The 21,559-nt window shown below is 71.6% G+C and carries 20 protein-coding genes; 9 read left to right on the top strand and 11 right to left on the bottom strand.

From position 1 onward, the window contains the following. From ITI46_RS22635 to ITI46_RS22615, 5 genes are all read left to right on the top strand, one after another. Positions 1–803: pyrimidine reductase family protein (locus ITI46_RS22635; RefSeq protein ID WP_247746415.1), on the top strand; the 803-nt coding region annotated here is incomplete at its 5' end. A 115-nt stretch (positions 804–918) separates the two neighbouring features. After that, positions 919–1,389 (top strand): indole-3-glycerol phosphate synthase, encoded by a 471-nt coding sequence (locus ITI46_RS22630; protein WP_209241542.1) that lies wholly within the window; start codon positions 919–921, stop codon positions 1,387–1,389. Between the two features lie 419 nt (positions 1,390–1,808). Beyond that, entirely contained in the window at positions 1,809–3,224 is a 1,416-nt protein-coding gene (gene murC / locus ITI46_RS22625; RefSeq protein ID WP_209241541.1) for a UDP-N-acetylmuramate--L-alanine ligase, read from the top strand. A 46-nt stretch (positions 3,225–3,270) separates the two neighbouring features. After that, positions 3,271–3,675, top strand: coding sequence for a peptide-methionine (R)-S-oxide reductase MsrB (gene msrB, locus ITI46_RS22620; RefSeq protein WP_209241540.1), 405 nt, complete (start codon positions 3,271–3,273; stop codon positions 3,673–3,675). A gap of 87 nt (positions 3,676–3,762) precedes the next feature. Then, the gene (locus ITI46_RS22615; protein ID WP_307808274.1) at positions 3,763–5,271 is read left to right on the top strand and encodes an MFS transporter; all 1,509 of its coding nucleotides are present in this window, start codon (positions 3,763–3,765) and stop codon (positions 5,269–5,271) included. Between the two features lie 30 nt (positions 5,272–5,301). Here ITI46_RS22615 and lpdA read toward each other — a convergent pair whose 3' ends face one another. After that, the gene (gene lpdA, locus ITI46_RS22610) at positions 5,302–6,735 is read right to left on the bottom strand and encodes a dihydrolipoyl dehydrogenase (RefSeq protein WP_209241539.1); all 1,434 of its coding nucleotides are present in this window, start codon (positions 6,733–6,735) and stop codon (positions 5,302–5,304) included. Positions 6,736–6,837: 102 nt separating this feature from the next. Between lpdA and ITI46_RS22605 the strand changes: the two genes are divergently transcribed. The 4 genes from ITI46_RS22605 to ITI46_RS22590 all read left to right on the top strand — a co-directional run bounded on the left by ITI46_RS22605 (position 6,838) and on the right by ITI46_RS22590 (position 12,066). Further along, positions 6,838–7,722: a LysR family transcriptional regulator gene (locus ITI46_RS22605; RefSeq protein WP_209241538.1), complete on the top strand. Its 885-nt coding sequence runs from the start codon at positions 6,838–6,840 to the stop codon at positions 7,720–7,722. Positions 7,723–8,028: 306 nt separating this feature from the next. Further along, positions 8,029–9,363, top strand: coding sequence for a DUF5919 domain-containing protein (locus tag ITI46_RS22600; protein ID WP_247746414.1), 1,335 nt, complete (start codon positions 8,029–8,031; stop codon positions 9,361–9,363). A 142-nt stretch (positions 9,364–9,505) separates the two neighbouring features. Beyond that, the gene (locus ITI46_RS22595; protein ID WP_209241537.1) at positions 9,506–10,744 is read left to right on the top strand and encodes a S8 family peptidase; all 1,239 of its coding nucleotides are present in this window, start codon (positions 9,506–9,508) and stop codon (positions 10,742–10,744) included. Positions 10,745–10,842: 98 nt separating this feature from the next. Then, on the top strand, positions 10,843–12,066 hold the full coding sequence (locus ITI46_RS22590) for a S8 family peptidase (protein WP_209241536.1): 1,224 nt from the start codon (positions 10,843–10,845) through the stop codon (positions 12,064–12,066). 212 nt (positions 12,067–12,278) lie between these two features. On the opposite strand, the gene ITI46_RS22585 is transcribed toward ITI46_RS22590, so the two are convergent. The 10 genes from ITI46_RS22585 to ITI46_RS22540 form a co-directional block, all read right to left on the bottom strand. After that, a complete protein-coding gene (locus ITI46_RS22585; RefSeq protein WP_209241535.1) occupies positions 12,279–13,061 on the bottom strand; it encodes a sirohydrochlorin chelatase in 783 nt (260 codons plus the stop codon). Further along, the gene (locus ITI46_RS22580) at positions 13,061–14,002 is read right to left on the bottom strand and encodes an ABC transporter permease (RefSeq protein ID WP_209241534.1); all 942 of its coding nucleotides are present in this window, start codon (positions 14,000–14,002) and stop codon (positions 13,061–13,063) included. Before ITI46_RS22580 ends, ITI46_RS22585 begins: the two co-directional genes overlap by 1 nt. After that, positions 13,989–14,753, bottom strand: a complete 765-nt coding sequence (locus ITI46_RS22575; RefSeq protein ID WP_209241544.1) for an ABC transporter ATP-binding protein — start codon at positions 14,751–14,753, stop codon at positions 13,989–13,991. Before ITI46_RS22575 ends, ITI46_RS22580 begins: the two co-directional genes overlap by 14 nt. 26 nt (positions 14,754–14,779) lie before the next feature. Continuing rightward, positions 14,780–15,904 carry an ABC transporter substrate-binding protein gene (locus ITI46_RS22570; protein WP_209241533.1) on the bottom strand — a complete coding sequence of 375 codons (1,125 nt, stop codon included), beginning with the start codon at positions 15,902–15,904 and terminating at the stop codon, positions 14,780–14,782. Positions 15,905–16,081: 177 nt separating this feature from the next. Next, positions 16,082–17,434, bottom strand: coding sequence for a sulfate adenylyltransferase subunit 1 (locus tag ITI46_RS22565; protein ID WP_209241532.1), 1,353 nt, complete (start codon positions 17,432–17,434; stop codon positions 16,082–16,084). Between the two features lie 3 nt (positions 17,435–17,437). Then, complete coding sequence (cysD, locus tag ITI46_RS22560) at positions 17,438–18,373, bottom strand: sulfate adenylyltransferase subunit CysD (protein ID WP_209241531.1); 936 nt, start codon at positions 18,371–18,373, stop codon at positions 17,438–17,440. After that, positions 18,370–18,939 carry an adenylyl-sulfate kinase gene (gene cysC, locus ITI46_RS22555; protein WP_307808275.1) on the bottom strand — a complete coding sequence of 190 codons (570 nt, stop codon included), beginning with the start codon at positions 18,937–18,939 and terminating at the stop codon, positions 18,370–18,372. Before cysC ends, cysD begins: the two co-directional genes overlap by 4 nt. 16 nt (positions 18,940–18,955) lie before the next feature. Next, a complete protein-coding gene (locus tag ITI46_RS22550; RefSeq protein ID WP_209241529.1) occupies positions 18,956–19,681 on the bottom strand; it encodes a phosphoadenylyl-sulfate reductase in 726 nt (241 codons plus the stop codon). Beyond that, entirely contained in the window at positions 19,678–19,863 is a 186-nt protein-coding gene (locus tag ITI46_RS22545) for a hypothetical protein (RefSeq protein WP_209241528.1), read from the bottom strand. Before ITI46_RS22545 ends, ITI46_RS22550 begins: the two co-directional genes overlap by 4 nt. Further along, positions 19,860–21,536: a nitrite/sulfite reductase gene (locus ITI46_RS22540; RefSeq protein WP_209241543.1), complete on the bottom strand. Its 1,677-nt coding sequence runs from the start codon at positions 21,534–21,536 to the stop codon at positions 19,860–19,862. The genes ITI46_RS22545 and ITI46_RS22540 overlap by 4 nt, the downstream gene beginning before the upstream one ends. Between the last annotated feature and the right edge of the window lie 23 nt (positions 21,537–21,559).

Genomic DNA, 21,559 nt, shown 5'->3' with positions numbered 1-21,559 from the left:
CCCCCGCCCCGGCGCCCGAAGCGTCGGCGGGGGCGGCCCAGGACCGGCCGGCCCCGGAGTGGAGCATCGAGGAGATCGCCGCGGAGTACGCCTATCCGCCCGTGGGCGAGGGCGCGGACGAGGCCGGCTGGTGGCTGCGCGGCAACATGGTGGCCTCCCTGGACGGCGCCATCCACCACGGCGGGCGCTCCCAGCCGCTCTCCTCCAAGGCCGACATGTGGATCTTCGGGGTGCTGCGGGCGCTGGCCGACGTGGTCGTCGTCGGCGCCAGGACCGTACGCCAGGAGGGCTACCGGCCCGCCAAACGGCGCAGCGGATTCGCCGACCGCCGCGCCGCCGCCGGGCAGTCGCCTGCACCGGCGATCGCGGTGGTCAGCGCCGGCCTGGAGCTGGACTTCTCGGCGCCGCTGTTCACCGAGCCCGTCGTCCCCACCCTGCTGCTCACCGGAACCGACGCCCCTGCGGACCGCGTGGCGGAGGCGCGGCGGGCCGGTGCCGAGGTGGTCTTCGCAGGTGAGGGCGGTGCGGCGGACCCCGCGCTGGTGCCGGGGCTGCTGGCCGAGCGGGGGCTGCGCCGGCAGCTGACCGAGGGCGGTCCCACATTGCTGGGGGAATTCGCCGGTGCGGGGGTACTCGACGAGCTGTGTCTGTCCATCTCCCCCCGGATCGTCGCGGGATCGGCGCCGCGGATCATGAACGGGCCCGTGCTGCCCGACCCCGACGAGTACACGCTGGAGGGGGTGCTGGAGGAGGAGGGCTTCCTCTTCACGCGTTACCGTCGGTTGCGAACCGTTGCGGAATGAGACGTTCCGGTTACCTGCCGCTGGGCAGACTGACAATCGCAGAACCCGTGGGAACACGGCAGCAGGGTTTCTTTCCGACCGTCCGACCGTTTCGACCGGAGAAAGGGCGCCCGTCGTGATCACGACAGTGCTGATGATCGAGAAGCCGCTGGTGTCCGCAGACGCGGAGATGGTGACGACGCTGCACGGCGAGGAGCCCGTCTCCTTCGTCGTTCTCATGCAGCCGCGGGGCGACCAGGACCGGCTGCTGCGAGCGCTGGACGATGTGGCGCTCGGCGAGCTCGACCAGGTGGTCCGCGAGGCGGAGGAACCCGAAGGCGGCGAGGCGGTCGGCCCCGCCGAGCAGGCACTGGAGCTCTCCCTGAAGCGCCTCAGAGACGCCGGCTGCGAAGCCGTCGGCCAGATCATCGAGGAGCATCCGCTCGATGTCCTGAAATCGGTCGCGGAGCAGACCCGCGCCGACGAGGTCATCGTCCTGACAGCCCCCCACCTGGTGGAAGAGTTCTTCCACCGCGACTGGGCCTCCCGGGCCCGCCACAAGGTGGGCGTCCCGGTACTGAAGCTGTTCGCCCACAACGAGGAGTGACGACGCGCCCCGAAGGGGCGCGGGGAACGGCGCGACCGGCCACGACGTAGCGGCAGACTGCGGACGGCAGTCAGGGGCAGGCGCTTCCCAGTACGGGGCGTGCCGCCTGGGCCGGGGCCGCTGCGGGAGGCGTGCCCCGAAGGGGCGCGGGGAACGGCGCGACCAGCCGCAACGGAGCCGCAGACTGCAGACGGCGGTCAGGGGCAGCTGCTTCCCAGCGCGGGGCGTGCCGCCTGGGCTTGTGTCGGCGCGGGGAACTGCTCTTCGAGCAGGGGGTGCCCCCACCGGCCACGACGTAGCCGCAGAACGCCGACGGCAGTCAAGGGCAGCGCGGGGCGAGGGCTCACATCCCGCCGGGAGGCACACCGCATAGGCTTGCGCCGTCCCCCGTCTGTCGCCGAGCCGCAGGAGAACCCCGCATGACCGATGTCGTCACTCCCTCCGTCCCCTCCGTCCTGGAGCGGCCGCACTTCATCGGGATCGGCGGCGCGGGGATGTCCGGCATCGCGAAGATCCTGGCGGTGCGCGGTGCCCGGGTCGCGGGCAGCGACGCGCGGGAGTCCGCGACGGCCGACGCGCTGCGCGGATTCGGCGTGACCGTCCACATCGGTCACGCCACCGCGCATCTGGCGCCCGACGCGACCGCGGTCGTCGTCTCCAGCGCCATCCGCGAGGACAACCCCGAGCTGGTCGAGGCGAACCGGCGCGGCCTGCCTGTGCTGCACCGCGCAGACGCGCTGGCCGCGCTGATGGAGGGGCTGCGCCCGCTGGCCGTCGCCGGTACGCACGGCAAGACGACGACCACCTCGATGCTGGCGGTCAGCCTGGCCGACCTGGGCCTGGACCCCTCGTACGCGATCGGCGGCGACCTGGAGGGACCCGGCTCCAACGCCCACCAGGGCACCGGGGAGATCTTCGTGGCGGAGGCGGACGAAAGCGACCGCAGCTTCCACAAGTACGCGCCCGAGGTCGCCATCGTCCTGAACGTGGAGCTCGACCACCACGCCAACTACGCGTCCATGGAGGAGATCTACGAGTCCTTCGAGACGTTCGCAGGCCGCATCATGGACGGCGGCACCCTGGTGATCTCCGCCGACCACGAGGGCGCGCGGGAGCTCACCCGCCGGCTGCGCGCCGCTCCGCACGACCGTGCGCTCGCCATCCGTACGTACGGAGTGGCCGAGGACGCCGACGTACGGGTCCTCAGGATCGTTCCGAAGGGCCTGACCAGCGAGGTCACCGTGCTGCTCGACGGCGCGGAGCTGACCTTCGACGTCTCGGTGCCCGGCAGTCACTACGCCCTCAACGCGGTGGCGGCGCTCACCGCGGGCGCGGCGCTGGGGGTGCCCGCCGCCGAGCTGGGCCGGGGGCTCGGCTCGTACACCGGGGTCAAGCGCCGCCTCCAGCTCAAGGGGCTGACCCGCGGGGTGCAGGTGATCGACTCCTACGCCCACCACCCCACCGAGATGACCGCCGACCTGGAGGCCATCAGGGGCGGCGCGGAGAACGGCCGGGTGCTGGTGGTCTTCCAGCCGCACCTCTTCAGCCGCACCCAGGAGCTGGGCAAGGAGATGGGCGAGGCCCTGGCGCTGGCCGACGGCTCGGTCGTGCTGCCGATCTACCCGGCCCGCGAGGACCCGATCCCCGGCGTCACCAGCGCGCTGATCACGGACGCCGCGCAGGCGGCGGGCGCCGCCGTACGCGCCATGGACACGCCGGGCGAGGCCGTGGAGGCGATCGTGGGAATGGCGGAGCCCGGCGATCTCGTTCTCACCATGGGCGCGGGTGACGTCACGGAACTGGGCCCCAGGATCCTCGCCCGGCTCGCGGAGTGACCACCCCGTCGTGACCACCCCGTCCTACGAGTGCTGAGGAGTCGAGATGGCTTACGAGATCGACAAGACCGAGGAGCAGTGGCGCGCCGAGCTGTCGCCCGAGGAGTACCACGTGCTGCGCGAGGCCGGCACGGAGCGCCCGTTCACCGGTGAGTACACCGACACCAAGACCACAGGCGTCTACGAGTGCCGGGCCTGCGGCGCCGAGCTGTTCCGCTCGGACACCAAGTTCGCCTCGCACTGCGGCTGGCCCAGCTTCTACGACCCGGCCGACTCCGACGCCGTCGAGCTGCTGACCGACCGCTCCATGGGCATGGTCCGCACCGAGGTCCGCTGCGCCCGCTGCGGCTCCCACCTCGGCCACGTCTTCGAGGGCGAGGGCTACCCCACCCCGACGGACCAGCGCTACTGCATCAACTCCGTCTCCCTGAAGCTGGTGCCCACCCCCTAGCGGAATACGAGAGCGGCCCCCGCGGTTCATTTGTAGTCTGCATGGACATTGTCGACTGCTGAACAGCGAGAGAGCGGGGGGCCGCGCGTGGGCGCCGGGGACGAGGTACGGACAGACGGAGCGGGCGGGCGGTGGATCGTGCCCGTGCTGGCGTTCGGCGGGATTTCCGTCGCCGTCATGCAGACCCTCATCGTGCCGGTGGTCGCCCAGCTTCCGGCACTGCTGCACACCTCGACCTCCAACGCGTCCTGGGTGATCACCTCGACGCTGCTGTCCGGCGCGGTTGCCACGCCCATCATGGGCAGGCTCGGTGACCTGTACGGGAAGCGGCGGATCGTGCTGCTGAGCCTGGGACTGATGGTGCTCGGCTCGCTGGTGTGCGGCTTCACCTCGGCGCTGGTGCCGATGGTCGTGGGGCGGGCCGTGCAGGGGTTCGCGATGGGCGCCATCCCCCTGGGCATCAGCATCATGCGGGACGCGCTGCCGCCCGAACGGCTGGGCTCGGCCATGGCGTTCATGAGTTCGTCGCTCGGGGTGGGCGGCGCGCTCGGTATGCCGCTGGCCGCCTATGTGGCGCAGTACACCGACTGGCACGTGCTGTTCTTCGGCGCCGCCGGTATCGGTGCGCTCGCCATGCTGCTGGTCGCCCTCCTGGTGCCGGAGTCCCCGCTGCGGACCCCGGGCCGCTTCGACGTGCTGGGCACCCTGGGGCTGACGGCCGGGCTCGTGACGCTGCTGCTGCCCATTTCCAAGGGCGGCGACTGGGGCTGGGGCAGCGGTACGGTGCTGGGCCTGTTCGGCTCCTCCGTGCTGATCTTCTTCGCGTGGGGGCTGCTGGAGCTGCGGATCGCGGACCCGCTGGTGGACCTGCGGACGACGGCCCGCCGCCAGGTGCTGCTGACCAACCTCGCCTCCATCATGGTCGGGCTGGCCTTCTACGCGCTCACGCTCGTCCTCCCGCAGCTCCTGCAGCTCCCGGCCGCCACCGGATACGGGCTCGGCCAGTCGATGGTGGTCTCCGGGCTGTGCGTCGCGCCCATGGGCATCGCGATGATGCTGGTCTCCTCGCTGTCCGCGCGGCTGTCCAGGGCCCGCGGCCCCAAGGTGTCGCTGATGACGGGCCTGGTCATCCTGGCCGCCTCCTATCTGCTGGGCACCCAGCTGATGGCCGCGGTCTGGCAGACGGTCGTGGTGTCCGTACTGATCGGCGTGGGCATCGGCATCGCCTACTCCGCGATGCCCGCGCTGATACTCGGCGCCGTCGACCCCTCCGAGTCCGGCGCGGCCAACGGACTCAACACCCTGATGCGGTCCATCGGTACGTCCACCTCCAGTGCGGTCGTCGGTGTCGTACTGGCCCGCATGACCAGCCCGCTGGGCTCCACCCGGGTCCCCGACATGGACGGCTTCCGCACCGCCTTCCTCATCGCGGCGGGCGCCGCCCTGCTGGGCCTGCTGATCGCCGCGTTCCTGCCCGGCCATACCGCCGGCGCATCCCGCAAGGGGGCTCCGCTTGCCGGTCCTGCTCCCCTGGGGACACCTTCCGCCCGAGGGCTGGGGGAGCAGGCTGCCAAAGCTTCGCGGGCGAACCGATAAGGGGCGAGGCCCCAACTGGCCGCCGCCGTCCTAGGTGTGCTGGTGCAGCCCGCGCCCCGCGAGCGTCAGAAACGCCTCGCCCACGGCCTCGGTCAGCGTCGGGTGGGGGTGGATGTGCTGGGCGATGTCGGAGGGGGAGGCGTCCCAGGCCACGGCGAGCTGGGACTCGCTGATCATCTCGGAGACGTGCGGGCCCACCAGGTGCACGCCCAGCACCCGTCCGTCCGGGCCCGGTTCGGCGACGACCTTCACCATGCCGCCCTGGCCGTGCACCATGCCCTTGGCGGTGGCCGTCAGCGGCAGCACATTGACCGCCACCTCGTGCCCGGCGTCCCTGGCCGCCGCCTCGCTCAGCCCGACCGAGGCGGTCTGCGGACTGGAGTACGTCACGCGGGGGACGGTCGCGTAGTCCACCGCGCGTGACGTGAGCCCGGCCAGTGTCTCCGCGACCAGCAGCCCCTCGGCGAACGAGGCGTGTGCCAGGCCGAGCGAGGGCGGCGGGAGCAGATCGCCGACGACGTGCACGCCGGGTACGGCCGTCTCCAACGTGGCCCAGTCCGCTGGTGGCACATGGCCCCGCTCGTCGGTCGTGAGGCCGGCTGCCGCCAGGTTCAGCCCGTCGGTGACCGGTACCCGGCCCACCGCGACCAGCAGCCGTTCCGTGGTGATCACGGTCTCGTCCCCGCGCGCCGGCCGCACCCGTGCCCTGACCTCCCCGCCGGTCCGCTGCGCCTCCAGCAGCCGGGCGCCCGTCAGCACCGTGATGCCGCGCTTCTTCAGCGCCCGGGTCAGCTGGCGGCCCACGTCGGCGTCCTCCAGCGGAAGCAGCCGTTCCGCCGCCTCCACCAGGGTGACTTCGGCGCCCATGGAGCGGTGGAACGAGGCGTACTCGACGCCGATCGCGCCGCCGCCCAGCACCAGTACGCTGCGCGGCAGGCCCGGCGCGAACAGCGCGTCGTCGCTGGTGACGACGTGCTGCCCGTCCGGCTCCAGACCCGGCAGGGTGCGCGGACGGGAACCGGTGGCCAGCACGAGGCCCCGCCGCGCCGTCCACCGCTCGCCGCCACCTCCCGCGCCGGGGACGTCGACCTCGACCGTGCGCGGGCCCGCGAGTGCGGCGGTGCCCCGTACGACCGTCACGCCGGCCGCGGAGAGCTGCCCCTCCACCCCTTTGTGGTTGCGCGAGACGATGTCGTCGCGGGTGGCGACCAGCGCGCTCCAGTCGACGCTGTCCAGCGTCGCCTTGACGCCCCACCGCTCGCGGGCCTCGGCCACCCCGTCGACCAGCTCGGCGGCGTGCAGCATGGCCTTGCTGGGGACACAGCCCCGGTGCAGACAGGTGCCGCCGATCAGGTCCCGCTCGACAAGGGTGACGCCGAGTCCGAGGTGTGCGGCGCGGAGGGCCGTGCTGTAGCCGCCCGTTCCGCCGCCGATGACGATCACATCTGTGGTGTTGCCGGTCATGGCCTCAGCCTCCGCCCGGCGAGGTGATGAGTCCAACGCAATACTTCTATAGTTGCGATGAAGGCTGTTCATACCGGGGGATGCGGCAGGGAAGGGGTGCTGATGAGTCTGCGGCAGATGGAATATCTCGTGACCGTTATCGAGGAGACGTCGTTCACCCGGGCCGCCGAGACGCTGCACGTCACGCAGTCGGCACTCTCGCACCAGATCAAGGCCCTGGAGCGCGAGGTCGGCGGGCCGCTGTTGGAGCGGCTGCCGCGCGGTGTGCGGCTGACGCCGATGGGGCGGGCCTTTCTGCCGGACGCCGAGCTCGCCGTCCGCAGCGCACGTCAGGCCCGCCGGGCTGCCCGGGCAGCAGCCGGTGCCGGGGGCGGCGAACTGGAGGTCGCCACCGTGCACGGACTCGCGGTCGGCGTGCTGACGGAAGCCGTGGCGCGGATGCGGCGGCTCCACCCGGCGGTGACGCTGCGGCTGCGCGAGTACGCGACGGAGGACGAGCTGCGCGAGCGTATGGCGCGCGGGGTCGCCGACATCGCCGTCGGCTACCGGGTCGAGGACTGGTCGGGTCCCTGCTGGGAGATCGGCGAGGAGAGGATCGTCCTCGTCGTACCGCCCGACGATCCGCTGTGCGCACGCGCCGGTGCGGACAGCGAACCGGTCGCGCTGGAGGAGCTCGCCGACCGCGGCTGGGTGCGGTGCGGGATGGAACCCTGGATCGAGGGGCGGCCGTTCGTGGATCTGGTCTGCGGCCGGGCCGGGTTCGTGCCGCGGACCGCCGTGCGGGTCGAGCACCCGACGACGGCTGCTCGGATGGCGGCTGCGGGGGCGGGTATCTGTCTCGTCTCGGCGCATCTGACCCCTGAGTTGGTGCCCGATGGGCAACTCGTCAATATCGGTCCGCCCTGGCGCCGGCCGCTCACCGCTTTTTGCCGGTCGCGGCCGAGTGGGGCGGCGGAGGTGTTTTTGCGGGTGCTGCGGGAAGGGTGAGCGCTTCCGGAGAGGGGGTGCCCCGGGTGCCCCTGTGCGTGCTCTGCGGAGTGCGGGGTCGTTGTTCGCATCAGGAGTGAATTCCCCGTGCCCGTCGTGTCGGTGCGGTAGCGCGGGCCGTCCCCGAGGCGGTAGTACGAGGCGGTGTCCAGTCCCGGGAAGGAGCGCGCTCGCCCCAGGAGGCGTGGCCGTTGTGCGGGGCACCGGATGTTGGCAGGGGTTCCGGATGCACCCCCAGGACGGCCGCAGTAGTCTTCCTTGATCGAACAGCGGGGGCCGAGACGGTGCGTGGAAGGCGGTGCGCAGTTGGGTGCGGGAGGGCTTGAACTCCCCCCAGGCGACGGCGGTGAGGGGCCGGACGGCGGCGGCACCGCGGGAGAGGCCGGAACGGCGGACGATCAAACGGGCGGGCTCGGCATGTCGGGGCCGCCCGGCCGGAGGCTGGGGGAGGCCGGACCGCAGCCGGGCGCGGTCCCGCTGGCCCGTCCCATGGAGATCGGCGCGGATGTGGGGTGGGGCGAGGACGACTGGGCCGAGGTACGCACCAGGGCACAGCGCGCCGGCCGCGCCTACGTCTGGCTGAACCTGGTCGAGCAGCGGATGCGCGCTGTCGTCGCGGCCGTGCTGCGGCCGATCTACGAACCGGTGCACGGCGAGGAGTGGGTGGTCGCCGCGGCCGGGCCCGCCGGTCAGGAGTGGGTGCAGCGGGCCGTTGCGGTACGGGAGGTGAGCCGCCGCAAGGGCTTCCTCCTCGACCCGGCGGACGACACCCTGATCTCCTTTCTGACGCTGCCTCAGCTGCGCGAGCTGATGGTGCAGCACTGGCCCTGCTTCGAGCCGTACTTCGAGGACCGCCGCGAGGTGGAGCTGGCGCTTGACGAGCTGGAGGTGGCCCGCAGCGCGGTGGCCCGCAACCGTGCGCTGTCCGAGACGGTACTCGCGCAGGCCGAGCGGATGTGCCGGCGGCTGCTGGAGCTGCTGGGTGCAGCTCCCGAGGGCGTGGCCGCTGCCGGGCGGCTGCCGGTCGACGCCGTCGAGGAGCTGGTCGGCGACCGGTTCGCCGATGTGGCCGGGGTGCACGCTGACCGGGTACGGCTCCAGCGGCAGCTGCCCGCCGAGGATCTGTTCGGCGGGGCGCGGCGGCTGGACGCCATCGGGATCGGCCTCAATCTGCTGGTGCAGAACTACAGCGGGCGGCGCCTGGTGCGGCTCGCCGAGGCGGGCTGCCGGGTGCGGCTGCTGTTCCTGAACCCGGCCAGCAGCGCGGTCAAGCGGCGGGAGCGGGAACTCGGTCTGAAGAAGGGCGAGCTGGCCCGCTCGGTGGAGACCAACATCCTGCATATGCGGCGGGTGCGCTCCCGGCTGCGGGACCAGGGCGCCTTCGAGATCCACGTCTTCGACGAGATCCCCCGGTTCACCGCGTACATGGTGGACGCCGACGGTCCTGACGGCCTCGCCGTCGTCCAGTCGTATCTGCGGGGCGCGCGGGGGATGGAGACGCCCGTGTTCGTACTGCGGGGCCCCGGCCGTACGGTGTCGCCGGTGCCTCCGGCGGCCCGTGCCGAGGGGGAGGGCGGTCTCTTTCCCGCCTACCGGGAGGAGTTCGAGGCGTTCTGGGCGGACTCGCGGCCGGTGTCGTAGGTTTCCGACGCGGGTCGCCACCGCTTTGTGTCGCGTCTGTCACAGTCCCCCAAGTCCCTTGAGCCACACCGGGCAATCCGACAGGGTTTCGAACGGTCCACCTCTGGGCCGCTCGACCGCATACTCGGAGGACTTCCTCGGCATGGCACAACACGGGGCACGCCACACCAAACGCCGGATATCTCTCGCAATCGGCGCCGCAATCGCCGTCGCGGGAGGAGCCACACTGCTGACGCTCCCCGCGGGCGCCTCCCCCGCCGAGGGCACCGTCCTCGGCGCCGGTGCGAAGGACGCGGTCAAGGGCGACTACATCGTGCTGCTCAAGGGCGACCCAGCCAAGGGCACCGGCGTCAAGGCCGCCACCGAGGCCAACGGCCTGGCCAAGGAGTACGGCGGCAAGGTCGAGCACACCTACCACGCCGCGCTCAACGGCTACTCCGCCAAGGGGCTCAGCGCTCAGGAAGCGCGGCGGCTGGCGGCGGACGACAAGGTGGCCAAGGTCGTCCAGGCCCGCGAGATCACCGCGCACGCCACCCAGACCAGGCCGCCCTCCTGGGGGCAGGACCGGGTCGACCAGGCGTCGAGGACGCTCAACAAGAAGTACACCTACCCCGACAGCGCCGGTTCGGGGGTGACCGCGTACGTCGTGGACAGCGGGGTGCGGGTCAGCCACAGGGACTTCGGGGGCCGTGCCGTCAACGGCTACGACATCGTGGACGACGACAAGACGGCGCAGGACGGTGCCAACCACGGCACGCACGTCTCCGGCACCATCGCGGGCACCAAGTACGGCATCGCCAAGAAGGCGAAGATCGTCGCCGTTCGCATCCTCGGCAACGACAACCGGGGCACCACAGCGGACGCCGTGGCCGGTATCGACTGGATGATCGCGAACCACAAGGCCAAGGGCGGCCCCGCGGTCGCCAACATGAGCATCGGCGGCTTCAAGGACTACGCGCTGGACGAGGCCGTCAAGCGGGCCGTCGCCGCGAACATCACCTGCGTCGTCTCAGCCGGCAACGACAGCGGCAACGCCTCCGCCGCCTCCCCGGCCCGGGTGACCGAGGCCATCACGGTCGCGGCCAGCGACCAGAAGGACCGGCAGACGACCTTCTCCAACTACGGCAAGAGCGTCGACCTGTACGCGCCCGGCATCGACGTCGTCTCGGCCAGCAACAAGAGCGACACCGCCTACATGGCCGGCTGGGGCACCTCCATGGCAGCCCCGCATGTCTCGGGCGCCGCCGCGCTCTATCTGAGCACGCACAAGACGGCCACCCCCGCACAGGTCGCCAAGGCGCTGACCAGCGGCGCGACCAAGGGCGCGATCACCAACCCGAGCACCGGTACGCCCAACAGGCTGCTGCGCGTACCCAGGTAGCCATCCGCCTGCAGCACCCCGCGCGGCCGGGGGCAACCGCTCCCGGCCGCCGTATCCGGACACCCCCCACAACCCACCAGGAGAGGCACCCCGAGCCCATGGCAACCCACGTGGCCCGTAACAACAAGCGCCGGATATCCCTCGCGATCGGCGCGGCAGTCGCCGTCGCGGGCGGCGCGACCCTCCTGACCCTCCCGGCGGGCGCCGCACCGGCGGAGGGCATTGTCATCGGCGCCGGCTCCCATGACGCCGTCAAGGGCAGCTACATCGTCCTGCTCAAGGACGGCAGCAGCGGCTCGGTCCAGGCCGACAGCGCGGGCAAGGACCTGGCCGAGGAGTACGGCGGCAAGGTCGCCCGCACCTACAAGTCGGCCGTCAACGGCTTCAACGCCACCGGCATGTCAGCCGAGGAGGCCCGCAGGCTGGCCGCTGACGACAAGGTCGCGCAGGTCTACCAGAACCAGCGGATCACCACCACCGGCACCCAGACCAACCCGCCCTCCTGGGGCCTGGACCGGATCGACCAGAAGTCGAACCAGCTGGACCGGAAGTACACCTACCCGGCCGGCGCGGGCGCGGGCGTGACGGCGTACGTCATCGACACCGGCGTACGCATCAGCCACCACGACTTCGGCGGCCGGGCCTCCTACGGCTACGACGCCGTCGACAAGGACAAGACGGCCCAGGACGGCAACGGGCACGGCACCCATGTCGCGGGCACCATCGCCGGGACGAAGTACGGCGTCGCCAAGAAGGCGAAGATCGTCGCCGTGCGGGTGCTGAACAACCAGGGCTCGGGCACCACCGCGCTCGCCGTCGCCGGCGTCGACTGGGTCACCAAGCACCACAAGGGCCCCTCGGTCGCCAACATGAGCCTCGGCGGCGGCAAGGACGCGGCACTGGACGCCGCCGTCAAGCGCTCCATCGCCTCCGGCGTCAGCTACGCGGTCTCGGCGGGCAACGAGAGCGCCGACGCCACCACCGCCTCACCCGCGCGCGTCGCTGACGCGCTGACCGTCGCCGCGTCCGACCGCAGGGACCGGCAGGCGGTCTTCTCCAACTACGGCAAGCGCGTGGACCTCTACGCGCCCGGTGTGGACATCGTCTCGGCCAGCAACAAGAGCGACCGCGGCAGCGCCACGATGTCCGGTACCTCCATGGCCTCGCCGCATGTCGCCGGTGCCGCGGCCGTCTATCTGAGCGGTCACAAGAGCGCCACCCCAGCTCAGGTGGCCTCGGCGCTCACCAAGGGCGCGACCGCGGGAGCGATCGCCAACCCCACCAAGGGCACGCCCAACAAGCTGCTCCGTGTGGTCAAGTGACGCTCATTCACGGTCATTTCTGACCCTCCTCCGTGCGTAACCCCGGATTTCCGGGTAAGCGCACCACCAAGCCCGCCGTGCCCTCCCCCCACGGGGCACGGCGGGTTTTTTCCGTGCCAGGGGGAGACGCTGCCCCGTCAGGGGCGCGGGGAACTGCGCGCGCAACCACAAACGCACCCGCAGCCCGAAAACAACAGCCAGGGGCAGCCTCGTCACGCCGCGACGGAAGAGCGCTCCGGGAAGAAAGAGTGCTCCGCGGCAGCGGAATAGCGCTCCGCGACCACGCGGGCCACCTCAGGGGCGGCACCCAGCACGGGGGCCAGCACATCGGCGCCGGCCTCGTACGCTCCCGCCGCGATGCGGTCGGGGAGCCGGCCAGGGGCAAGGACGTACGGGGCGACAGCCACCCGGCGTATACCTTCAGCGCGCAACTCCTGTACGGCATCCGCCGTACAGGGCTGAGCGGAGGCGAACGCAGGCCGCACGGCACACCAACCGGTGGTACGCCGCCACTCCCGCGCGATTTCAGCGATCACTGCGCTCGCCTCCGGGTCTGTGGAACCGGCAGCCGCCAGGACGACGCCGGTCGAGGGCGCGTCGCCCAGGGCGAGCCCGGCGACGCGCAGCCGCCGCTGCAAGGCGGCAGTCAGCAAGGGGTGCGGACCCAGCACTTCGGCCTGCCGCACGGACAGGTCCGGCAACGCGGAGGCCGCCTCCGCCAGCACCGCGGGGATGTCCGTCTTCGCGTGGAAGGCGCGGGTCAGCAGCAGCGGGACGGCGACCACTTCGCGTGCCCCGGCCGCGTACAGCCGCTCCAGCGTGCCGTGCACCGAGGGTGCGTCGAAGTCCAGATAACCCGCCTCCACCCGCACGCCGGGCAGCTGCCGCCGCACCCGCGCGGTGAGCGCGGTGACCGTCGCGGCGTGCCGGGCATCCCGGCTGCCGTGCGCGACGAGCAGCAGCGCGGGGGAGGGGGGCGGTGGTGCGGGGAGCATCAGCGCAGCAGCCCCCGGTGGCGCAGTACCCGCCGCTCGACGGGTGCGAAGACCAGCAGTTCGATGCCGATGCCCACCAGCAGGATGAGCAGGATCGCACCGAGCACAAGCGGCATGTCCTGGTACGAGCGCCCCGTCTCCAGCAGCTGGCCCAGCCCCGAGCCGAGTTCGGGCGAGGTGGCGATGAGCTCGGCCGCCATCAGGGAGCGCCAGGAGAACGCCCAGCCCTGCTTGAGGCCCGAGATGTAACCCGGCAGCGCGGCGGGCAGCAGAACGTGCCGCACGCCGCTCACTCCCGTGGCACCGAGCACCTTTCCCGCGCGCAGGTGCAGCGGGTCGATCCGGTCGACGCCCGCGACCAGCCCGTTGGCGATCGAGGGCACGGCGCCGAGCAGCACCACGGTGTAGATGGTCGCGTCCGTCAGTCCGAACCAGATGATCGCCGCGGGCACCCACGCCACCGACGGCAGCGACTGGAGCCCGGACAGGATCGGCCCGATCGCGGCCCGCACCGGCCGCACCCGCGCCACCAGCAGCCCCAGCGGGGTGCCGACCAGCAGCGCCACGGCGAAGCCCAGCGCGCCGCGGGAGACGCTCTGCCAGATGATGCCGAGGATCGTGCCCTTGTACCACTCCTCGGCCAGCGCGTCCCACACCATCAGCGGGCTCGGCAGCTGGTAGTCCGGCTTCAGGTTCAGCGCGAACGCCGCCTGCCACAGCCCCAGTACGAGGACGACGGCCACCACCGGCGGCAGCGCCTTGCGGCGCAGCAGCACCGGGAGGGGTGTGCGGGCCGAGGTGCGGGTGTCGAGTGCGTCGAGGCCCGCCTCCAGACCGGCGAGGTCGCCCGCCGGGTCGGTCTTCCGGTCCGCGACGGCGGTTGCGGCGCCCTTCGCCACCGGCTCGTCCTCGACCTTCGGCTGTGTCTCAGTGCTGGCCATGGCGGCGGATCTCCCCCCGGAGCTGTTCGGTGATCTCGACGGACAGTCCGGCCACGTCCGCGTCCTCGATCCGGCGCGGGTGTGGAATGCCGACCTCCCACTCCCGGGCGATCCGCCCGGGCCGCGAGGAGAGCAGCACCACGCGCTCGGCCAGGCGTACGGCCTCCCGGACGTTGTGCGTGACGAACAGGACGGCGACGTTCGTCTCCGCCCAGATACGGGTCAGCTCCTCGTGGAGGACGTCCCGGGTGATGGCGTCCAGCGCGGCGAACGGCTCGTCCATCAGCAGCAGATTGCTGTCCTGCGCCAGTGCGCGGGCCAGCGCCACCCGCTGCCGCATCCCGCCGGACAGCTCGTGCACCCGCTTGCGGTACGCGCCCTTGAGCCGTACGAGCTCCAGCAGACGCTCGGCCTCGGCCGGGCGCTCCGCCTTGGGCATGCCGCGCAGCTTGAGGGCCAGCTCGATGTTCTTGCCCGCGGTCAGCCAGGGGAACAGCGCGTGTTCCTGGAACATCAGCGCCGGGCGTCCGCCGGGCACGTCGATGGTGCCCGCGGTCGGGGTCTCCAGTCCGGCCACCAGGTTGAGCAGCGTGCTCTTGCCGCAGCCCGACGCGCCCAGCAGGGTGACGAACTCGCCCTCGGCGACATCGATGCTGATGTCGTCCAGCACCTGCTGCGCCCCGAAGGTCTTGGAGACGCCGGCGATGCGGGCGGCGACGGCGCGTTCGGTCCCGGTCAAGGTCTCGGTCACGGTCACTGGTTCACCTCCTTCGGTGGTCACGGGCGGTCGTCCGGGCCCAGCCCGGCATCGGTCAGTGCGGGACGGCCCTCGCTCTCGAGGACCCGGTTCAGCGGGGTCAGGTCGTAGATGCCGTTCAGCCGGGCCTCCTTCAGCAGGCCGACCGAGGACGCGTGGTCCGCCTGTTGCCGCAGCGTGGCGGCCAGCGGGTCGTCGGTGACATCGATCTGGGCGAACGCCGTGTCGAGCACCTTGCCGGGCAGCCGTTTGCCCGCGTCCCGCTGGAGGGCTTCGTTGATGCGCTTCTTGGCGGCGTCCGGGTGCGAGCGGATCCACGCGTTCGTCTTCACGGAGCCGCGCAGCACCGCTTCGACGACGTCCGGGTGCTTCTTGAGGAAGTCCTGCCGTACCACCAGGTTCGTGGTGACGAACTTGCCGCCCTTCCACAGCTCCTTCTCGTTCAGCAGCCGCTTGCCGCCCTTGCTGACGAGGTTGGAGGCCGTCGGCTCGGGCACCCAGGCCCCGTCGATGCCGCCCTGCTGGAAGGTGGTGGGGATCTCCTTGTTGTCCTGCCGCAGCACCGAGGTCTCACCCTCGCCCGTCTCGGGGCTGACCTCGATGCCCTTGCCCTTGAGGTAGTGCAGCAGGGCGACGTCCTGGGTGTTGCCCAGCTGCGGGGTGGCGATCTTCTTGCCCTTGAGGTCGTCGACCGAGCGGATCTTCTTGGGGTTGACGACCAGCGACGCCCCGCCGGAGGTGGCGCCTGCGACGATGCGCAGGTTCTGGCCCCCTGACTTGACGTATCCGTTGATGGCGGGCGACGGACCCACCCAGGTCATGTCCACGCCGTCCTTGGCGTTGAGCGCCTCGATCGCGGCCGGGCCCGCGTTGAAGACCTGCGTCTTGACCCGCGTACCGCCCAGCTCCTCGGGGATCGGGCCGCCGGAGCGCAGCCCGACCAGCGGAGTGGCGTGGGTGACGTTGGGGAAGTAGCCGATCTTCACCTCGTCGAGACCGTCGACCTTCTTGCCACCCACGGGCTTCGGGTCGCCGCTCGTCACGGCTTTGGAGCCGTAGCCGCAGCCCGCCGCTAGCAGCAGCACGGGAAGGGCCACCAGGGCGGTCGCGGCCCTGCGTGCGGGGCGTGGATGGATACGGGGCACGGAGGGGTCCTCTCAACAGCGGAAGTCGGGCGCGGGCGGGAGCAGGCGTGACGGACGCACGCTCGTCACCGCCGGCATCGCCCCACGCCGCCCTGGCCACTGCCGCGTGCGCCGCTGCCGATGCGGCCACCCGTCTGGTCGAAGGTCGAGAAGACCTCTCCTGGGATGCCCATGGGTCTAGAAGTCCCAGCCCGCGTCGTCCGGCGCCTCGGCAGCGGCCACCTCCGCGCCGGCGAACGCCTCGCCGGCCATCCCCGCCGTCAGTGTGGAGCCGTCGGCCGGGTCGATCAGCAGGAAGGAGCCGGTGCGCCGGGAGCTCGCGTACGGGTCGACGGGCAGCGCCTCGGCGGTACGCAGCACGATGCGGCCGATGTCGTTGGCGGCCAGCTCGCCGGGGGCCGGGTGGTGCGAGAGGTCGGCCAGGGTCAGCCGGGAGGGGATCTCCTTGACGATGGCCTTGACCGTACGGGTGGTGTGCTTGAGCAGTACCCGGTCGCCGGGCTTGAGCGGCCGGTCGTGCAGATGGCAGACGGTCGCGGTCAGGTCCTGGCTGGGCAGCAGCGTCGCCTCCGCGGGCGCGATCAGATCGCCGCGCGAGATGTCCAGGTCGTCGGCGAGCCGGATGGTGACCGACTGCGGCGACCAGGCCACGTCGACCGACTGCCCCAGCGCATCGATCGCCTCGATGGTGCTGGAGCGGCCGGAGGGGTGCACGGTGACGCGGTCGCCGACGCGCAGCACGCCGGACGCCAACTGGCCGGCGTAGCCGCGGTAGTCGGGGTGCTCAGCGGTCTGCGGCCGGATGACGTACTGCACCGGGAAGCGCGCCGGGTCGTCGGTCGGGTCGTGGGTGACCGGGACCGTCTCCAGGTGCTCCAGCACGGTCGGCCCGCTGTACCAGTCCATGTGCGCGGAGGGGGTGACGACATTGTCGCCCTCCAGCGCGGAGATCGGGATGGCGGTCACCTCCGGCACGCCCAGGGAGGTGGCGTAGCCGGTGAACTCGTCCGCGATCGCGGCGAAGACGTCCTCGGCGTAGTCGACCAGGTCCATCTTGTTGACGGCCAGCACCACGTGCGGGACGCGCAGCAGCGCGGCCACGGCGGCGTGCCTGCGGGTCTGCTCGACCACTCCGTTGCGGGCGTCCACCAGGACGACGGCCAGCTCGGCGGTTGAGGCGCCGGTGACCATGTTCCGGGTGTACTGCACATGGCCCGGGGTGTCGGCGAGGATGAACCGCCGCCTGGGCGTGGCGAAGTAGCGGTACGCCACATCGATGGTGATGCCCTGCTCGCGCTCGGCACGCAGCCCGTCGGTGAGCAGCGCCAGGTCGGGTGCCTCCTGGCCGCGTGCCTGCGAGGCCCGCGAGACCGCCTCCAGCTGGTCGGACAGTACCGACTTGGAGTCGTGCAGCAGACGGCCCACCAGGGTGGACTTGCCGTCGTCGACGCTTCCGGCGGTGGCGAACCGCAGCAGCGAGGTGGCCGCCAGCGCTTCGGCGGCAAGGGCTGTGTCGGCTGTGGTGCTCATCGTCTAGAAGTAGCCTTCCCGCTTGCGGTCTTCCATCGCGGCCTCGGAGAGCTTGTCGTCGGCGCGGGTGGCGCCGCGCTCGGTCAGCCGGGAGGCGGCGATCTCCGCGATCACCTTCTCCACGGTGTCCGCGTCCGAGTCCACGGCGCCGGTGCAGGACATGTCGCCGACGGTGCGGTAGCGCACCTGCCGCCGCTCCACCCGCTCGCCGTCCTTGGGGCCGCCCCACTCGCCGGGTGCCAGCCACATCCCCGAGCGGGAGAAGACCTCCCGCTCGTGCGCGTAGTAGATCGAGGGGAGTTCGATCTTCTCCCGCGCGATGTACTGCCACACGTCCAGCTCGGTCCAGTTCGACAGCGGGAAGACCCGCACATGCTCACCGGGGGCGTGCCGCCCGTTGTAGAGCTGCCACAGCTCGGGCCGCTGGCGGCGCGGGTCCCAGCCGCCGAACTCGTCCCGCAGCGAGAAGACCCGCTCCTTGGCGCGGGCCTTCTCCTCGTCGCGGCGGCCGCCGCCGAAGACCGCGTCGAACCGGTGCTCGTTGATGGCCTCCAGCAGCGGCAGCGTCTGCAGCGGGTTGCGGGTGCCGTCCGGGCGCTCGCGCAGCGTGCCGTTGTCGATGTACTGCTGCACCGAGGCGACGTACAGCCGCAGCCCGTGCTCGGCCACCGTCCCGTCCCGGAAGCGCAGCACCTCGGGGAAGTTGTGCCCGGTGTCCACGTGCAGCAGCCCGAAGGGCAGTGGCGCCGGGGCGAACGCCTTCAGCGCCAGGTGCAGCATGACGATGGAGTCCTTGCCGCCGGAGAAGAGGATCACCGGGCGCTCGAACTCGCCCGCGACCTCGCGGAAGATGTGCACCGCCTCCGACTCCAGCGCGTCCAGGTGGGTCAGCGCGAAGGGGTTGTCGGTCTCCTCCGGTGCGGTCACCGCCGTGGTCATAGCAGTCCCCTCTCCTTCAGCAAGCTGTGCAGCGCCGCGGCCGACTCGGCCACGTCCCGCCCGTGTGTCTGGAGCCGCAGGTCCGGGTCGGCCGGCTCCTCGTACGGGTCGTCGACACCCGTCAGTCCCGTCAGTTCGCCGGCGGCCTGCTTCGCGTACAGGCCCTTCACATCCCGCTGCGAGCACACCTCGACCGGCGTCGCCACATGCACCTCCAGATACGGGGTGCCCTCGGCCATGTGGCGCTTGCGCACCGCCTCGCGGCTGTCGGCGTACGGCGCGATCACCGGCACCAGCACGATCACCCCGTGCGAGGCCAGCAGTTCGGAGACGAAGCCGATGCGCTGCACATTGGTGTCCCGGTCGGTACGGGAGAAGCCCAGGCCCGCGGAGAGGAAGGTGCGGATCTCGTCGCCGTCCAGCACCTCGGTCCGGCGTCCCTCGCCGCGCAGCTGCTCGGCGAGCGCCGTGGCGATCGTCGTCTTGCCCGCACTCGGCAGGCCGGTCAGCCACACGGTGGCGCCGCGTGCCTCGCTCATCGGTCTCCCCTGCTCGTCCGTTTCGATCGATGTACCCGGGCCCTCACAGGTGCAGCCCGCACTCGGTCTTGCCGCTGCCGGCCCAGCGCCCGGCGCGCGCGTCCTCACCCGCCAGTACGCGGCGGGTGCAGGGGGCGCAGCCGATGGAGGCGTAGCCGTCGGACAGCAGCGGGTTGGTCAGTACGCCGTGCTCGGCGATGTAGTCGTCCACATCCTGCTGGCTCCAGCGGGCGATGGGGGAGACCTTGACCTTCTGCCGCTTCTCGTCCCAGCCGACCACCGGGGTGTTCGCCCGGGTCGGCGACTCCTCGCGGCGCAGCCCCGTGGCCCACGCGTCGTAACCGCGCAGCCCCTCCTCCAGCGGCTGCACCTTGCGCAGCGCGCAGCACAGGTCGGGGTCGCGGTCGTGCAGCCTGGGGCCGTACTCGGCGTCCTGCTCGGCGACCGTCTGCCGGGGCGTGAGGGTGATGACCTCCACGTCCATCACGGCCTCGACGGCGTCCCGGGTGCCGATGGTCTCCGGGAAGTGGTAGCCGGTGTCCAGGAAGACGACGCGTACGCCGGGGAAGACGCGGGAGGCCAGGTGGGCGACCACGGCGTCCTCCATGGAGGAGGTGACGCAGAACCGGTGCCCGAAGGTCTCGGCGGCCCAGCGCAGTACGTCCAGCGCGTCGGCCTCCTCCAGGTCCCGGCCCGCCTGCTCGGCCAGCGACCTGAGCTCTTCGGGAGAGCGGGGAGAGCGCTGCTCCGTTATGTGCGCGGTGCTCATGAGGTGGAGTCCTCTCCGTCGGAGTGTGCCGACCGCAGCCCGGAGGCCAGCAGCCCGAGGAACTTCAGTCGGAAAGCCCGGTTGCAGGCGACGCACTCCCACGCGCCCGGGCCCTCCTCACTGGGGCGCAGATCCTCGTCCCCGCAGTACGGGCAGTAGAACGGCGCGGCCCTCTCGCTCACTTGAGATCACTCTCATCCGCGCGGGCCGCCCACTGGGCGAACCGTTCGCCGTCCTCGCGCTGGGCCTGGAAGGCGCGCAGCACACGTTCGATGTAGTCGGGAAGTTCTTCGGCGGTCACCTTCAGCCCGCGCACCTTGCGGCCGAAGCCGGGCTCCATGCCCAGCGAGCCGCCGAGGTGCACCTGGTAGCCCTCGACCTGGTTGCCCGAGGCGTCGGTGACCAGCTGGCCCTTGAGGCCGATGTCCGCGACCTGGATACGGGCGCAGGAGTTCGGGCAGCCGTTGAGGTTGATGGTGACGGGCTGGTCGAAACCGGGGAGCCTGCGCTCCAGCTCGTCGATCAGCCAGGACCCGCGGCCCTTGGTCTCCACGATGGCCAGCTTGCAGAACTCGATGCCCGTGCACGCCATCGTCCCGCGCCGGAACACGGAGGGCCGGGTCGTCAGATCGAGCGCCTCCAGGCCCTCGCGCAGCGACTCCACCTGGTCCTGCTCCACATCGAGCACCAGCATCTTCTGCTCGACGGTGGTGCGTACGCGACCCGAACCGTGCGCCTCCGCCAGATCGGCGACCTTGCTGAGCGTCGTACCGTCGACCCGGCCCACCCGCGGTGCGAAGCCCACGTAGTAGCGGCCGTCCTTCTGCTCGTGCACGCCGATGTGGTCGCGCCACTGCTGGGCCGGCTGCTTCGGCGCCGGGCCGTCGAGCATCTTGCGGCCCAGGTACTCGTCCTCCAGCACCTGCCGGAACTTCTCCGGCCCCCAGTCGGCTACCAGGAACTTCAGCCGGGCGCGGTTGCGCAGCCGCCGGTAGCCGTAGTCGCGGAAGATGCCGGTGACGCCCTCGTGGACGTCGGCGACCTCCTCGACCGGCACCCAGGCGCCCAGCCGCACGCCGAGCTTGGGGTTGGTGGAGAGCGCGCCGCCGACCCACACGTCGAAGCCGGGCCCGTGCTCGGGGTGCTCGACGCCGACGAACGCCACGTCGTTGATCTCGTGCGCGACGTCCAGCAGCGGTGAGCCGGAGACGGCCGTCTTGAACTTGCGGGGCAGGTTCGAGTACGCGGGATTGCCGACGACGCGGCGGTTGATCTCCTCGATGGCGGGGGTGCCGTCGATGATCTCGTCCGCCGCGATACCGGCGACGGGGGAGCCGAGGATGACGCGGGGGGTGTCGCCGCAGGCCTCGGTCGTGGACAGCCCCACGCCCTCCAGCCGCCGCCAGATCTCCGGCATGTCCTCGATACGGATCCAGTGGAACTGCACGTTCTGCCGGTCGGTGATGTCGGCGGTGCCGCGCGCGAACTCCTGCGAGATGTCCCCGATGACGCGCAGCTGCTCGGTGGTCAGCCGTCCGCCGTCGATGCGGACGCGGAGCATGAAGAACTCGTCGTCCAGCTCCTCCGGCTCCAGCACGGCGGTCTTGCCGCCGCTGATGCCGGGCTTGCGCTGGGTGTAGAGGCCCCACCAGCGCATCCGGCCGCGCAGGTCGGCACCGTCGATGGACTCGAAACCGCGATGAGCGTAGATCGTCTCAATGCGTGTCCGCACATTGAGACCGTCGTCGTCCTTCTTGGTCTGCTCGTTGCCGTTGAGCGGCGTGAAGTGACCAGCGGCCCACTGCCCTTCGCCGCGGTGGCGTCCCGCCTTGCGGCGGGCGGGGGCTGGGGGCACCCCCTGCTCGGAGAGCTTGGGGG

The organism is Streptomyces oryzae, assembly GCF_017676365.1.
GTDB classification, from domain to species: domain Bacteria; phylum Actinomycetota; class Actinomycetes; order Streptomycetales; family Streptomycetaceae; genus Streptomyces; species Streptomyces oryzae.
This window is presented reverse-complemented; position numbering and strand designations above follow the sequence as displayed.

Excerpts from the sequence above, each read along its gene's own strand:
- ITI46_RS22550 (WP_209241529.1), bottom strand. The coding sequence starts at position 19,681 with ATGAGCACCGCGCACATAACGGAGCAGCGCTCTCCCCGCTCTCCCGAA.
- ITI46_RS22590 (WP_209241536.1), top strand. The coding sequence starts at position 10,843 with ATGGCAACCCACGTGGCCCGTAACAACAAGCGCCGGATATCCCTCGCG.
- cysD (WP_209241531.1), bottom strand. The coding sequence starts at position 18,373 with ATGACCACGGCGGTGACCGCACCGGAGGAGACCGACAACCCCTTCGCG.
- ITI46_RS22580 (WP_209241534.1), bottom strand. The coding sequence starts at position 14,002 with ATGGCCAGCACTGAGACACAGCCGAAGGTCGAGGACGAGCCGGTGGCG.
- ITI46_RS22595 (WP_209241537.1), top strand. The coding sequence starts at position 9,506 with ATGGCACAACACGGGGCACGCCACACCAAACGCCGGATATCTCTCGCA.
- ITI46_RS22585 (WP_209241535.1), bottom strand. The coding sequence starts at position 13,061 with ATGCTCCCCGCACCACCGCCCCCCTCCCCCGCGCTGCTGCTCGTCGCG.
- murC (WP_209241541.1), top strand. The coding sequence starts at position 1,809 with ATGACCGATGTCGTCACTCCCTCCGTCCCCTCCGTCCTGGAGCGGCCG.
- msrB (WP_209241540.1), top strand. The coding sequence starts at position 3,271 with ATGGCTTACGAGATCGACAAGACCGAGGAGCAGTGGCGCGCCGAGCTG.
- ITI46_RS22565 (WP_209241532.1), bottom strand. The coding sequence starts at position 17,434 with ATGAGCACCACAGCCGACACAGCCCTTGCCGCCGAAGCGCTGGCGGCC.
- lpdA (WP_209241539.1), bottom strand. The coding sequence starts at position 6,735 with ATGACCGGCAACACCACAGATGTGATCGTCATCGGCGGCGGAACGGGC.
- ITI46_RS22605 (WP_209241538.1), top strand. The coding sequence starts at position 6,838 with ATGAGTCTGCGGCAGATGGAATATCTCGTGACCGTTATCGAGGAGACG.